Annotated in this window: 15 protein-coding genes and 1 riboswitch; of the genes, 1 reads left to right on the plus strand and 14 read right to left on the minus strand. The window is 60.9% G+C overall.

The features are described from left to right. Positions 1-4 precede the first annotated feature (4 nt). The 14 genes from C8265_RS00625 to C8265_RS00690 form a co-directional block, all read right to left on the minus strand. The gene (locus C8265_RS00625) at positions 5-631 is read right to left on the minus strand and encodes a class I SAM-dependent methyltransferase (protein WP_108482043.1); all 627 of its coding nucleotides are present in this window, start codon (positions 629-631) and stop codon (positions 5-7) included. Positions 632-671: 40 nt separating this feature from the next. Beyond that, positions 672-1,490, minus strand: a complete 819-nt coding sequence (locus tag C8265_RS00630; protein ID WP_108482044.1) for a TonB family protein — start codon at positions 1,488-1,490, stop codon at positions 672-674. Beyond that, positions 1,487-1,867: an ExbD/TolR family protein gene (locus tag C8265_RS00635; RefSeq protein ID WP_108482045.1), complete on the minus strand. Its 381-nt coding sequence runs from the start codon at positions 1,865-1,867 to the stop codon at positions 1,487-1,489. The genes C8265_RS00630 and C8265_RS00635 overlap by 4 nt, the downstream gene beginning before the upstream one ends. 5 nt (positions 1,868-1,872) lie before the next feature. After that, positions 1,873-2,250: an ExbD/TolR family protein gene (locus C8265_RS00640; protein ID WP_108482046.1), complete on the minus strand. Its 378-nt coding sequence runs from the start codon at positions 2,248-2,250 to the stop codon at positions 1,873-1,875. Beyond that, a complete protein-coding gene (locus C8265_RS00645) occupies positions 2,250-2,867 on the minus strand; it encodes a MotA/TolQ/ExbB proton channel family protein (RefSeq protein ID WP_240610929.1) in 618 nt (205 codons plus the stop codon). The genes C8265_RS00640 and C8265_RS00645 overlap by 1 nt, the downstream gene beginning before the upstream one ends. 54 nt (positions 2,868-2,921) lie before the next feature. Next, positions 2,922-3,581 carry an adenosylcobinamide amidohydrolase gene (locus tag C8265_RS00650; protein WP_108482047.1) on the minus strand — a complete coding sequence of 220 codons (660 nt, stop codon included), beginning with the start codon at positions 3,579-3,581 and terminating at the stop codon, positions 2,922-2,924. Beyond that, complete coding sequence (locus tag C8265_RS00655; RefSeq protein ID WP_108482048.1) at positions 3,578-4,336, minus strand: ABC transporter ATP-binding protein; 759 nt, start codon at positions 4,334-4,336, stop codon at positions 3,578-3,580. The genes C8265_RS00650 and C8265_RS00655 overlap by 4 nt, the downstream gene beginning before the upstream one ends. Further along, complete coding sequence (locus tag C8265_RS00660) at positions 4,333-5,316, minus strand: FecCD family ABC transporter permease (protein ID WP_108482049.1); 984 nt, start codon at positions 5,314-5,316, stop codon at positions 4,333-4,335. The genes C8265_RS00655 and C8265_RS00660 overlap by 4 nt, the downstream gene beginning before the upstream one ends. Further along, positions 5,313-6,146: an ABC transporter substrate-binding protein gene (locus C8265_RS00665; protein WP_338065757.1), complete on the minus strand. Its 834-nt coding sequence runs from the start codon at positions 6,144-6,146 to the stop codon at positions 5,313-5,315. The genes C8265_RS00660 and C8265_RS00665 overlap by 4 nt, the downstream gene beginning before the upstream one ends. Position 6,147: 1 nt before the next feature. Next, complete coding sequence (locus tag C8265_RS00670) at positions 6,148-8,016, minus strand: TonB-dependent receptor plug domain-containing protein (protein WP_108482051.1); 1,869 nt, start codon at positions 8,014-8,016, stop codon at positions 6,148-6,150. A gap of 133 nt (positions 8,017-8,149) precedes the next feature. Beyond that, positions 8,150-8,355: riboswitch (cobalamin riboswitch) on the minus strand. Between the two features lie 131 nt (positions 8,356-8,486). Beyond that, the gene (locus C8265_RS00675; RefSeq protein ID WP_108482052.1) at positions 8,487-9,854 is read right to left on the minus strand and encodes an amidase family protein; all 1,368 of its coding nucleotides are present in this window, start codon (positions 9,852-9,854) and stop codon (positions 8,487-8,489) included. 95 nt (positions 9,855-9,949) lie between these two features. Further along, a complete protein-coding gene (locus tag C8265_RS00680; protein ID WP_108482053.1) occupies positions 9,950-10,810 on the minus strand; it encodes an ABC transporter permease in 861 nt (286 codons plus the stop codon). Further along, a complete protein-coding gene (locus tag C8265_RS00685; RefSeq protein ID WP_108482054.1) occupies positions 10,807-11,616 on the minus strand; it encodes an ABC transporter ATP-binding protein in 810 nt (269 codons plus the stop codon). Before C8265_RS00685 ends, C8265_RS00680 begins: the two co-directional genes overlap by 4 nt. Next, positions 11,616-12,500 carry an ABC transporter substrate-binding protein gene (locus C8265_RS00690; protein WP_240610930.1) on the minus strand — a complete coding sequence of 295 codons (885 nt, stop codon included), beginning with the start codon at positions 12,498-12,500 and terminating at the stop codon, positions 11,616-11,618. The genes C8265_RS00685 and C8265_RS00690 overlap by 1 nt, the downstream gene beginning before the upstream one ends. A gap of 348 nt (positions 12,501-12,848) precedes the next feature. Here C8265_RS00690 and C8265_RS00695 point away from each other — a divergent pair, with 348 nt between their 5' ends. After that, positions 12,849-13,502: a helix-turn-helix transcriptional regulator gene (locus C8265_RS00695; RefSeq protein ID WP_108482056.1), complete on the plus strand. Its 654-nt coding sequence runs from the start codon at positions 12,849-12,851 to the stop codon at positions 13,500-13,502. Positions 13,503-13,638 lie beyond the last annotated feature (136 nt).

Genomic DNA, 13,638 nt, shown 5'->3' on the forward strand with positions numbered 1-13,638 from the left:
CCGCCTATGGTTCGGGCTGTTTGCGCGCAACGATATATGGATTTTGGCGATAATCGCCAAAAAGCCGCTGTTCGACAATCTCGAACCCCGCATCCAGAATGGCTTGGCCCAACTGACCTTCGCTCAGCGATTTGGCGGCCGGAAACAGGCCCACCGCCCGCAGTGCCGGGAACAGCGCCCGCAATGACAGCTTCATATCGGCAAAACACCAGGTTTTGCTGATCATTTGGCCGCCGGGTTGCAAATTTTTGTGGATCTGGCCCAGCGTTGCAGGCAGATCATCCACCAGATGCAGCACATTAAACGCGCAAATCGCATCAAACGGCCCACCATCACAGGCGGTCGCGGCGTCAGACACGGTGAAAGTCAGGTTTTTTGGTGCCGGTTTTGCCTGTGCAATCCGGATCATTTCACTGGAAAAATCTGTCGCCGTCCAGTGTGCAACGCCCGGTGCCAGCGCGATTGCGGTACCACCGGTGCCACAGCCGATTTCAAGCACGCGATCGGTGGGTTTCAGGCGGGCGGCCACATCGGCCAGCATCGCCTCATACGCCGGCACGTTTTTCAGCGGGCGCGCGGCATAGCGTTCGGCAATCCGGTTCCAGAACCTTTGGTTATTGCGATGCAACATGGTGCGGCCTTCATCCAGACATGCGATGGCGGGTCAGTGGTTATCGATCAAAGGATATCACCAATGAAAAATTATGCACCCCCGCACCCATGCCTTTCGGGGCTGCCGGGAACCGCGCGCGCCTGACGGCCGAAACCGCCGCCTGATCCAGCGCGGCATTGCCCGATGAGCGCCGGACACCCACCGATGACAGCCCACCCGACGTGCTGACCGCGACAGCCAACGTAACCTTGCCCCCACCGCGCACGCCCGCCGGATACCGTTTGCGCCGCTCAATGGCAGACCGGATTCGCCCGCCCCATTGCGCCATCAGCGCGGGGTTGGCCGCCTGTTTCTGCGTTGGCGCCGATGCGGTGCCTTTGGTGCCAGAGGCGGCTTTGCGGCCTGCCCCCGCGGCGGTCTGGCGCGGCGCGGATGGGGCGGGTTTCACCGGCGTTTTGCGGGTTTTGACCGACGGCGCCGGGCGCTTGGGCGGGCGGGGCGATGTTTCAACCACGGGGGTTGGCGGGGCCGGAACGGTGGTGTCGAGCGTGGGCATGTCCATCGTATCGGGCGGCGCGATCATCGGCGCGATTTGTCGCGGTGTGGGGGCGGATTGCACGACAGGTGCGCGCGGTTGTGCCGCCGGAAATGCGGGCGCGCGCATTTCAGGCTGCGCGATCTGCTGCACCGCCTGAACCGGGCGATCCCACTGCGCAACCATGTCAGACACCGATGGCGGGCTTGCCGCCAGGGTCACCGCATCGTTGCCCTGAGCCCCGGCAGATTGCGCGCCGCCGACCCCCGGTTCCTGAACCAGGCCGACGTGCACCGCCGCCGCAATCGCCAGAAAGGCGGTGAATTCAACAACAGTTCTCATGGGCGGCGCACCGCCAGATCGAAACTGTCAAACCCCATGCCGGCAAGGCGCGCCAGAATTGCCGCCATGCGCGGCGCAGGAAGGGCCGCATCAGCGCGAAGGGTCAGGTGCGTTTCCCTGTCGATTGCCGAAAGCGCGATCCAGGCGCCATCCCCCTGCCGGCCCTGAAAACCGGCAATGCCGTTTGCGGAAATATACAGGGTCGCTGCCTCTTCAATGGTGGCATCGTTCGACGATACCGGCAGCGTCAGATCAAAGGGCGGTGGCGGTGCGATCCGCGCCGACATCAGGAAGAATATCAGCAACAAAAACACCACATTGATCATTGGCACAGCGGATTCTGTAACCGGGCGGCGTGTGGGGCGATTGAAACGCATGGCTGTTACTCCACCACCGACAGCCGGGTAAACCCGGCCTGTTGCACGGAATGCGCCACATCAATCAGGCGTTGCAGAGTGGCGTCATCATCTGCACGCAGGATGATCAGATCGTCACGGTCCTGTGTCAACTGTTCCAGCCGCGCGGCCAGTGTTTCGGCATCGATCACCACACCGTTCAGGCGCAGATCTGTCGCGCCGATATCAATCAACCGGGGCGGCCCGGAATAGGGCGCGCGCCCCCCACCCGCGCTGAGCGGCACAGCCGTATCGCGCCCGAATTGCGAGGCAAGCATGAAAAACACCAACAGCAAGAACACCACGTCGATCATCGGCGTCAGGCTGGGCCGGCGACGACGACGGGGGGCGGCAAAGCTGAACATCAGGGGCGCCCGGTGCCGTGGGTGAACAGCCGTGTGGCCATATCTTCCATATCGGTTTGCACCCGGTCGGCGATGCCCTCAAACCAGCTGAGCGCGACAGCGGCAGGGATGGCCACGGCCATGCCAGCGGCGGTGGTCAGCAACGCCTCCCAGATGCCGCCGGCCAGAACCGATGGATCGGCCTGACCGCCGCTGGTTTCCAGCGCCTGAAACGCTTCGATCATGCCCAGAACCGTACCCAATAGCCCGATCAGCGGTGCGATGGTCACGATCAGTTCCAGTGGGCGCAGGCCGCTGCGCAATGTGGCGATTTCGCGGGCGGCCAGACGGGTGATTTCCTCGCGCGCCAATGTGTCTGTCAGGCTGCGCGCCCGCACCGCCCCGGCCACAAACCGCGCCCTGACGCCGCGCGGCGCGATGTTGGTGGATTTGGTTTTCGACAGGGCCGCGTCAACCATCCGGTTGGCGCGGCGCGTGCCCCATGCCCCCGACAGCGCCAGACGCCAGAGTTTCCACAAAATGATCGCCATTGTCAGAACCGAAAGAACCGCAATCGCGGCAAGAGCCGGGCCACCGGTTTGCAAAATCGCCAACACCGCTTGCATTTCAAATTCCATGGTCATTGCCCCTTGTGGCCCTTTGTTCTGTCCGTCGATTTGTGCGCGCCAGCATCACGCACAGCCCAGTTTCACGCCGATTTCGGTTTTCCACGTTTGCGCCCCTTCTGCCGTGGCGCGGTAAACGGCGGCGCCTACGGCCTCGCCCAATTCGGTGTGCAGCCCGGCGTAATCATCGGTGCCGGGTGGGGCGGCGATTGCGATGCAATCGGTGCCGGTGCCGGTGGCCGGACCGGTGGGCAAGGGCACATCCGCCGCGATGATGGCCGCCGTGCGCGCCTGTGTGGCAATGCTGAGCGTTTCGATCAGCCCGGCCTGTGACAGCGCACAATTCAGCCGCACCGCCACGTTGATCGTGCCCCAATCCATGGCGCGCCGGTCCATCCGATGGCCCACCCGTTCGGCGTTGGACAACCCCACAGTGGCGACGCATTGGGCCACCGTGCCACCAATCTGTACGGTTTTCTGGGTAAAGCTGGATACATGGCGTGAGGTGAGGAAAGCAACGGTGTGTACATACCCCTGCGCCGTCAGTTCCCGGCTGAACCAGTCGTGCACATCCATATCGCGCGGCAGATCGGCATTTCGCACCTCGCGCCAGACGATGCGCCGGGCGGTGACAAACCCGGGCCTGTTGATGGCCCAGCTCAGCACCTGCATATCACCGCCCAGATCAAAGATCAGCCAAGGATGGGCAAGGCGAACGTCGCTCATCCCACCACCTCAAGCGGTTGAAAGATCAGGCCCTCGGGCGTATCTTTCAAGAACGCGCGGATTCCGAATGTATCGCGCACCAGATCCGGGGTCAGAACCGCCGTTGGCGCGCCATCGGCGGCAATTCCGCCCCGGTCGATCACGATCAAACGTGTGCAATGGCGCGCGGCCAGTCCCAGATCATGCAGCGACACCAGAATGGAACGCCCCTCGCGCACCAGGGCGGCAAAGGTTTGCATCGTGGCGATCTGATGCGCCGGGTCCAGCCCGGCAATCGGCTCATCCGCCATCAACAGCGGCGTTTCCTGCGCCAGGGCGCGGGCGATCAGAACGCGCGCCTGTTCGCCCCCCGAAAGCTGTGTGGTCGTGCGATTGCGAAACGCACCCAGATCCATCCGCGCAACAGCGCGATCAACCGCGGCATGATCGGCCACGCGCATCCCCTGCCCCGCACCCAGATGCGGCGTGCGGCCCAGCGCGACCAGGGTTTGCACATCGACCGGCCAGGCGATTTCGCGCGATTGCGGCAACCAGGCCACGGCGCGCCCCCGCGCGTGGGGCGACAATGCCCCAAGCGAGCTGTGACCAACCGCATCGATCAGCCCCAGCGCGCCGCGCATCAGCGTGGTTTTGCCCGCCCCGTTCGGGCCGACAATGCCCACCAATTCGCCCGCGCCAACGCGCAGGTTAATGTTGCGCAGGATGTCGCGCCCGCGCCGGGTGACGCCGAAATCCCTGAGGTCAAGCAGGCTCATATCCCCTCGCGCCGAATACGGTAAATCAGATGCAGGAACAACGGTGCGCCAACCAGCGCGGTCACCACCCCCAGTTTCAGATCCCGCGCCGGCAGGATCATTCGCACCGCGACATCCGCCGCCAACAACATCGCCGCCCCCCCCAGCGCCGAGGCCCACAACAACCGGCCGGGCCGCGCACCCACAAACGGGCGCAGCAGATGTGGCACCACCAGCCCGACAAAACCGATGGCCCCCGCCACCGCGGTTGATCCCCCAACCACAGCCGCCGTGCCGAAAATCAGCGTCAGCCGCATCTGGCGCAGGCCGATTCCCATCGCCTCGGCGGCATCTTCGCCCAAGGTCAGCGCATCCAGACCCCGTGACAGCGTGGCCAATAATACCGCGCCAACCGCGATCAGCGGCAGCGCGATCCACACATGAACCATGGATCGATCCGCAAGCGAGCCCATCATCCAGAACACGATTTCATTCGCGGCATAGGGATTTGGCGACAGGTTCAGCACCAGCGCGGTAAACGCCCCCGTCAGCGCCGAAATCGCAATTCCGGCAAGGATCAGCGTCAGCGACGATCCCGACGGGCCGGCCAGAACCATCACCAACCCAACGCCAATCAACGCCCCCGCCAGCGCCGCCAACGGCAACCCCAACGCGACGCTGGCCGCCAACCCGGTGTGAATTGCCAAAACCGCCCCCAATGCGGCAGAGCCCGACACGCCAATCAACCCCGGATCGGCAAGCGGATTGCGCAAATACCCCTGCATCGCCGCCCCGGCCAGCCCCAGCGATCCGCCAATCATCAGCGCCAAAACCGCGCGCGGCAGACGGATTTCACGCATCACCAACGGCACCGGCCCCTCACCGTCAAGAACAAGCGCCTGAATGCTGTGCACGACACCTATCTCAGCCGGGCCAACCACAAGGGCGGCGATGAACAGCACAGCCACCAACCCCGACAGACCAAAGGCAAGCCGGGTCATGGCGTGGCCTTTTGGATTTCGCGGCGCAGGGCGACCATGTCATCGATGGCGCGCAACACGAATGGCGTGCCGCACACCCAATCGCTGTTGCTGATTGATGCGTCGGGATGGGCGCGGCGCAGGGTGTCGATGACCGGGTGGCGCACTATCTCTTCTGATCGTGACGCGCCCGGATAGGGGCGGCCGGTGATCACGGTGTCGGGCTGTGCCATGGCCAAAACCTCCAACGGGATAACGCCCCCGCCGCTGAACCCGTATTCCGCCGCGATATTGGCCAATCCTGCCGTGGTCAGGATTTGCCCGGCCAGTGTTTTGTCACCCAGGGTATAACCGTTGGCGTAATACAGGGCGGCGCGCGGGCGCGCGCCCTGTTCGGCCTGAAACGCGGCCAGTTGCGTGTCAAATTCCGTGATCAGCGCGGCGGCACGCTTTTGCTGCCCCAACACCGCGCCCATTTGTTCGATACGATCCGTGATCTGCGCCATGGTCGCGGCGGGTTCGAACATCACCACCTCAATGCCCAGCCGGGTCAGCATATCAACCGTTGCACGCGCGGTAAAACTGCCGGTGATAACCAGATCGGGCTGCATCAGATAAATCTCTTCGGCGAGCCCGTGATTGACAGGATAAGCTGCCGCCTCTTTCGCCATGGCCGAGCTGAGCGGATCGCGCGCCACATGCGAAACCGACACAAGCTGCCCCGCGCCCGCCACCAGCATGGCCAGTTGATCGGTACACAGGTTCATCGAAACCACCCGTGCCGGCACGTCAGAAACCGCCGCAACGGGCGCGCCACACAGCGCGCCCGCCAGACAAAGGGCGTGGATCACCCTAGAATTTTGCACTGATGCCCACATAGGCCGCCCGACCGCGCGACGCGAACCCCCAGGCATCAACCGCATCATCATCAAACAGGTTGGTGATCCGCCCGTTCAGCGTGATTGTATCGCTCAGTTCATATTGTGCGGCGACATTGACGGTGGTGTAGGATGGCAATTCGACGGTGGGCGCGGGCCATTGCCAGAACTGGCTGTCGTAATTGCCCGAAACGTGGCGGATATCGCCGGAAACCGAACCGCGCCCGCCGAATGTGTCCAACGTGGCCCCCAGCGCCAGTTCGTGGCGCGGACGGCGAATTTCAACGCTGCCATCGGGGTTCTTTGCATCAAGATACGTATAGGCCAGCCGCAGGTTCAGGGCATCCGTGGCCTGAATATTGCCCGAAACCTCGACGCCCTGGCGATCACTTTTGCCCGCCTGATTGACAAAGCTGAAGGCGCCCGGCCCGGTGGCGACATCGGTGATTTCATCAATCAGCGTTTCGTTGAAATAGGTCACATCGAAACTGCCACGCCCGTCCAGAATGGCAAACTCGGCCCCGATATCAAAGCTTTCGTTGCGTTCTGGCGTCAGATTGGGGTTGCCGCTGTATCCATAAGCATCGGCGTAAAGTTCGAAATACGAGGGGTTCACCACCCCAACGCCTGCAGATGCGTGCAGCCGAACACCCGTATCGGGGATCTGATAGGACAGGCCCACATTCCACGTCGTTGCATCCTCAAACACGGTGTTGTCGTCAAACCGCGCGCCGGCCTGCACATCAAGACCGTTGGCAAAACTGCCCCGGTATTCCAATGCAACCGATGTTGCCTCCCGCGCATAAAGCGGGTTGTCATCGCTGCTGTCTTTCTTGTTTTCAACAAGCAGGCTGAGCAAATGATCGGTATCGGCCACGGTGCGCCCGTCCAACCCATAGCTCAGCCGGTATTTTACCGCTTCGGATTCGCGGGTAACGGGCAGGCCACTGCTGTAGGTCGATTTGTATTTGGTTTTGTTGAACGACAAACGGTGGGTCAAACGCCCGCCCATCATTTCGTATTCGGTGTAAATGCTGGCGGTGCGTTCATCACGGGTGCTGAATTCGTCGGGGTCATCCACCACATAGCTGTCGGCGTCAGTCGCGCCAAATGGCGATGGGTCTGTATCTGCCTCTTCGTCAGAGCCGCGCAGGGTAAAGCCCACTTTCCAATCATCAGTCAGCAGATAATCGCCCGACAGGTTGATCGTGGTGCGTTCCAACCCATCCTTTTCGCCGCCATCGCCCGATTGGTCATAACCCCGATCATCCAGATGCGAAAACGACAGCGCCACACCACCGCGTTCGGTGCGCCGGGAAACGAACGCCGTTGCCGTGGTGGCCGCCCCAACCTCAAGCGTGGCTGTATAGGTATCGCCGATCGCGCCCTTGCGGGTGATGATGTTGATCACGCCGGTCGATGCGTTTGAACCATAATACACAGATTGCGGCCCGCGCAGTACCTCGATGCGTTCGATGTTGGCGGTTTGCAGACCACTGAGAACGTATTCACCGTCGCCGCCCGCCGCCTCGACGCCGTCAATCAGGATCAGGGTATGGCCAGATTCACCGCCGCGGATCCGGACCTGTGTGAACGAATTGCTCGACCCGTTGACCGACACACCGGGCAAGGCGCGCAAGGCGTCCTGAACCGTGGTCAGGCCACGCCGTTCGATCTCCTGCGCGGTAATCACGTTTGAGGCACGGCCAAAGGCATTGGCCTCAATTGGGGACAACCCGCCCGAAACGATAATTTCGCCGATATCGAAATAATCCTGGGCCGTTGCCGCAGTGATGAAAAACGGCGTTGCCGCCACAGAAGCCAGAAGTGAAGCGCGAAGCATGTGATACCCTCAAAAACGGCCCATTTCGGGCCCACAAACCTTGACGTGTCATATGAGGGAAACAGGTATTCCCCCGCAGACGGTGAAAACACCACACGCGGAAGATCCGCAGCCCTGACGCCCCTCGCGTCCGGACAGGGTGAAACCTTCGGCAGGTCTCCTGACTTGCGGGTCAATGCTGGGCCGGTCCTTCCCATCACGCGGACGTGACAGTGGCATATTCCGGCTTCGCTCACCGCCTACAGTTGCGGGGGCAGTCATGGATTTGGCCGACAGGCCGAACCACGTTCCCTTTTAACCAGACGGCGAACCGCCCGGACCGAAGTAGCGCACCGATACAAGAGCGCCACAATTTTTGAAAGGGTGAATCTGGACCGTGGCGCAATCTTGGATCGGGTGCGTTGTTTTTCCGACTGTCTGCGCGGGTGTTGATGGCCGGGGGTGGCTGTGTACCAACCCCGGCGAACAATTCAGAAGGTGCGCATCAGCGCGCCGATTGCCCGGCTTGACGCCAGAACCGCCGCATCCGAACCCGCCACCCCGGATACCAGCGCGCCAATCGGCAGGCCATCGCCATCGGCCCCATCCGGAATGCTGACACCCGGCATTTCCAGATAACTGCCCAACATGGTATTGCGCAAAACCAACGCGTTGGTTTCGGCAAACAGGTCATCATCCGCTTCCAGCACCGGAATTGACGGCGCCGTGATCGCCACGGTCGGGAACAACAACTGCCGATCCCCCAAAATCCTGGCGGTGTCCTGCATCAGCCGTTCGCGCGCCCATTGCAGCGTGACATAGTCGCGCGCGGTAAATCCGGTGGCGGTTTCGATCCGCCGGCGCACCCGTTGATCCATCTGGGCGGCCCCGTCGCTGTGCAACAGGTCATAGTGATGTGTATATGCCTCGGCCACGGCCAGCGTGCCGTGATCGCGAAACAGGTCGGCAGTCTCGGCAAAGGGCGAAAACGCCGCCCGCTCGATCTGCGCGCCAGCATCGCGAAGCCGCCGCACGAATTGATCAAACCGCGCCAGAATGTCGGGCGCGACACCGTCAAAAACCACCGAGTCGGGAATCAGAAACGACAGATCAGCGATGGCGCGCGCCGGACTGTCATCAGGATTCTCGCCACAAATCAACGCATCAAACCGAACCAGATCTTCAACGTCATTGGCAAAGGTACCAAGGGAATCCAGACTGCGCGACAGCGGGAATGACCCCTCAAGCGAATAATGCGCCTGACTGGCCTTGAACCCCCAAATGCCACAGAAACTGGCCGGAACCCGAACCGACCCGGCGGTGTCTGACCCGATCGCCAACGGCACAATCCCCGCTGCCACCGCAACCGCCGACCCCGAGGATGATCCGCCGGGCACCCGGTCGGGCAAGGCCGCCGCCGGATTGCGCGGTGTTCCGAAATGCGGATTGAGGCCAAGCCCGGAATAGGCAAATTCCGACATGTTGGTTTTGCCCACCGACACCAACCCAAGCGCGCGGCACTGGGCCACCAATCTGGCGTCATGCGTGGCAGGCGGTGCATCGCGGCGCACCGCCGCCCCGGCGGTTGTCACCGTGCCGGTGATATCAAGCAGATCTTTCCACACAACCGGCACCCCGTCCCACGCGCTGCGCGGGGTGCCCTGTCGGCGGCGCGCGTCACTGGCGCGGGCTTCCTGCAGTGCGGTTTCGGGCATCATCGACGTAAACACCGCCGCCGCAGCGGGGCTTTTGGCCCGTTTCATCACTTCGGCCAAAATGTCTTCGGAGGTGAAATCCTGCCGGGCCAGACCCTCGGCCAGTTTGATGGCTGACCGAAGCGGCATTGTCGTGTTGGTCATTCTGCTCTCTTTCCTGTTTCGGTAATGCGGCGGGCGGCGCAAATCGGGGCCTGCCGCATCTTTGAATGGGTTAGCGATGGGCGGTCAGGCGTGCATCATTCATCATTGCCGCCAACCACCCGCGCCTTGTGCCAGAATACGAAACGCGCCTGTATCCATGTGACAAAGCTGTACAGCATCAGGCCGATCAAACTGAGGTAGATGATCAGCGAGAAAACACGCGGCGTGTTCAATTGCGTCGCGGCAACGCGGATCAACTCTCCAAACCCCCGTCCACCGCCGAGAAATTCGCCGGTGATTGCCCCGGCCATAACCCCCGCCGCGCCGATTTTCAGTCCGGTGAAAATCTGCGGCAGGCCACTGGGCAGTTTCATCTTCCACAGGGTTTGCCAGCGGGTGGCACCCATGGTGCGAAACAGCATCCGCGCGTTATCATCGGCGGCATGCAGCGCCGCCGCCGTGCCCACCACAATCGGAAAGGTTGCGATAAAGGTCGCCAGCGCCACCTTGGATGCGATTCCAAATCCAAGCCAGGCCACGAAAAGCGGCGCAAAGGCAACCTTTGGCATTGTATCCAGCCCGACCAGATACGGCATGATCGACCGTTCGCCAAATTTCGTCTCACCCACGATGATACCAAGGGAAAAGCCGATGGCGATGGCCAGAAGATAGCCATAGATGATGGTTTTGAACGTGGTCCAAAGCGCGGGCAGCATATAATCGCCCGACAACAGGTTGCCGGTGACAAACACCAGATCCTCGACCGTTTCCAAAGGCGTCGGCAGGATGATCGGCGATACCATGGCCGTTGCGGTGACAAACCACCAAACACTGACAAAAAGGACCAGCACCAGCGTCATCCCGACCGAGCGCGGCACTCTGCTGATCCAGGATTCGCGTTCGGCCCAAACGGTATCGGGCGGAGTATCGTCAATCACGGGCGTTGCGTCGGTCATTGTTCGCCTCCCTCGTCAAGCCGGGCACGGATGCGTTGCACGATTTCGGCAAATTGCGGTGTCAGGATCATATCCAGAGTGCGCGGGCGCGGCAGATCGATATGCACCACCTCGGCGACACGACCGGGGCGCGGGGCCATCACATAAACGGTATCGGATAAAATCACCGCTTCGGGGATCGAATGGGTGACAAGAAACGCGGTCGCGCCGCGCGATGTGCAGATACGTTGCAATTCCATATTCATGAAATCGCGGGTCAGTTCATCAACCGCACTGAACGGTTCATCCAACAGCAAAACCGCAGGTTCGGTGATCAGCATCCGGCAGATCGACGCGCGCTGGGCCATACCGCCCGAAAGTTGGCTGGGATAGGCATCGGCAAACCCGTTCAATCCCACCAGATCAAGAAGTTCCAGCCCGCGCCCCTTGGCCGCCTCGGCGGCCTTTCGGCCATCGCTTATTTCAATCGGCAGGACGATATTCTCAATTGTCGTGCGCCATGGAAACAGGGTGGCGTGCTGAAACATCATCCCGATATCGCGGCGCGCGCCCAACACCGGCTCACCCTGAAGAATGATGCTGCCTTTTGATGGCGGGATCAAACCCGCCATCATCTTGAGCAAAGTGGATTTGCCACAGCCGCTGGACCCGATTACCGAGGAAAAGCTGCCCCTCGGCAAAGATATCGAAACATCCTTGACCGCGACGACACCGTTTCGGCCATAGGTTTTTGAAACATTCGTCAGACGATAGACCGCATCGGCGGCCTGTTCGGTCTGATCCATTGCGGCTGCAGCAGCGCCCATTACTGAAGCGCCTCGTTTGCGATCATGACGAATTCATTGGTATAGGCCGCCGTCAGATCATCAAGCGGTGCCTCAAGAGCGCCGGTTTCAACCAACACATCCTGCCAGGCTTCCCAGGTTTCCGGTGGCATCCACCCCAGACCTTTCGAGCCTTCCATGGGCATGGAGTTTTCGCGCAACGTATCCCAAAGCGCGTTGGCAAAGGCCGGATCTTCGCTTTCCTGACGGTTTGCTTCGGCCATATGCGACAGCACAGCTTCGCGATTTGCCTCGTCATTGGCAAAAGCGTGACCGCGCGCCCAGCCGCGAATGAACTTTTCCACCAGTTCGGGATTGTCGCGGATCAAATCACCCGTTGTCGCCAGACCGTTGCCAAAGAATTTCTGATACTCGGGCGGGGTGATATCACGCACGTTCACGCCGCGCAGGTTCAGAATCGCCGCATCCACCAGTGAGGCGGTATAGGCCGCAATGTCACCCCGGCTGAACGCCGCCGAGGCGGGGCCGCCATCGCCCACCGACAGGAATGTGAAATCGGTGCCTTCGGTCAGGCCCGAACCCTGCATCACGTTGCGCACAAATCCGACTTCGGAGCCATCAGCCGTGGCCACGCCAATCACCTGACCGGCAAGATCGGCAGGTGTCTGAATTTCGCTGTCTTCAGGCACGACAACGCCAAAGTTTGACCGCGCCGCAAAGTTGTAGATGAACACCACATCCGCACCCCGCGCCCGCGCATTCAGCACGACCGCCGGTCCGGGGCGCGCAAACTGGGCCTGATTGGCGGCCAGAACCTGTACCGCGGCCCCCGAGCCATCGACCGTTTGCACGGTCACATCAAGACCTTCGTCGGCAAAGAAACCCTCGTTTATGGCGACGAACACCGGAAAAGAACTGATAGATTTGAAACACCTTTTTTGTTGCTCGATAGAGTTTGTCGCAGGGGCCGCCCCGGTTTATTTTTCTGAATTTTGTAACCTTGCAGGCGGCGGGTGATGTAAGAATGGTGGATCGCGTTTATCAAAGTGTCTAGTAATTTTTCATTTTGTCCAGATATTTTTTGTGCGATCTTCTGTTCGCAGCCAGCAGCGGGGGCAAAACAGTGGTTATCGCGCTGAAACGGCTTAAACTTTACAAGGTCACATGGTTCGCGCCATGTTGCGCCAAGGAACAAACCCGCGTCGGCCCTGTCGGATCGTTGGTCGGGCGATCAGGATCAGGCAAGGACCGGCATGAAGCACCCAAAGGAAACCGTACTTGATGCAGCGGTGCAGATCGCCAAGGCGATCCAGCCCTCAATCGGTAATATTTGCGAAATCGTCGTTCATGACTTTCGCGATCTGAACCGATCTGTCATCGCCTATGAGGGCAACCTGACAGGTCGCAAGATCGGCGCGCCGATCACCCCGCTGTCTTTGGAAATCATGGCCGATGGGGGCCGCACAAAGGCGCTGACCGAGCGGCTTTTGACCACCGATGACGGACGCACGATCAAATCAACCGTCGTGGCGCTGTGCGATGATGATGACAGGATCGTTGGATCGTTTTGTATCAACATTGACGTGACGAACCTGCGCCACACCTTGCATCTTCTTGAAAGCATTGCAGGAAGCGAAAAAGACACCAGCCCTTACACCTTTCCCGACACCCTGCCCGAGCTTGTTCATTCGGTGATGGAGCAGGAAACCCGCAGGCTCGGGCGCGCCTTGACCAACCTTGATGCAAGAAGTCGCCGTGAGGTTGTGAGATCCCTGAACAATCATCAGGTTTTCGCCATTCGCAATTCCGTCAAACTTGTCGCAGATCATCTTGGGGTATCCAGGGCAACGCTTTACACCGACCTTGAAAAAGTGCGCGCCGAGACTGGCACGGTGCCATCGACATAGTCAAACGTTGGGCATGATACCGGTTGGCCGGTTGATATCAAATTCAGACGCAGAGTATAACGTCTGATCCGCTAAAGCCGAACAAAGCGGCGAAATCGGTAAGGTTGTGATCGGTGCTGCCCCCCGACGCCGTGAT

Source organism: Oceaniglobus ichthyenteri (genome assembly GCF_003057885.1).
GTDB classification, from domain to species: Bacteria; Pseudomonadota; Alphaproteobacteria; order Rhodobacterales; family Rhodobacteraceae; genus Oceaniglobus; species Oceaniglobus ichthyenteri.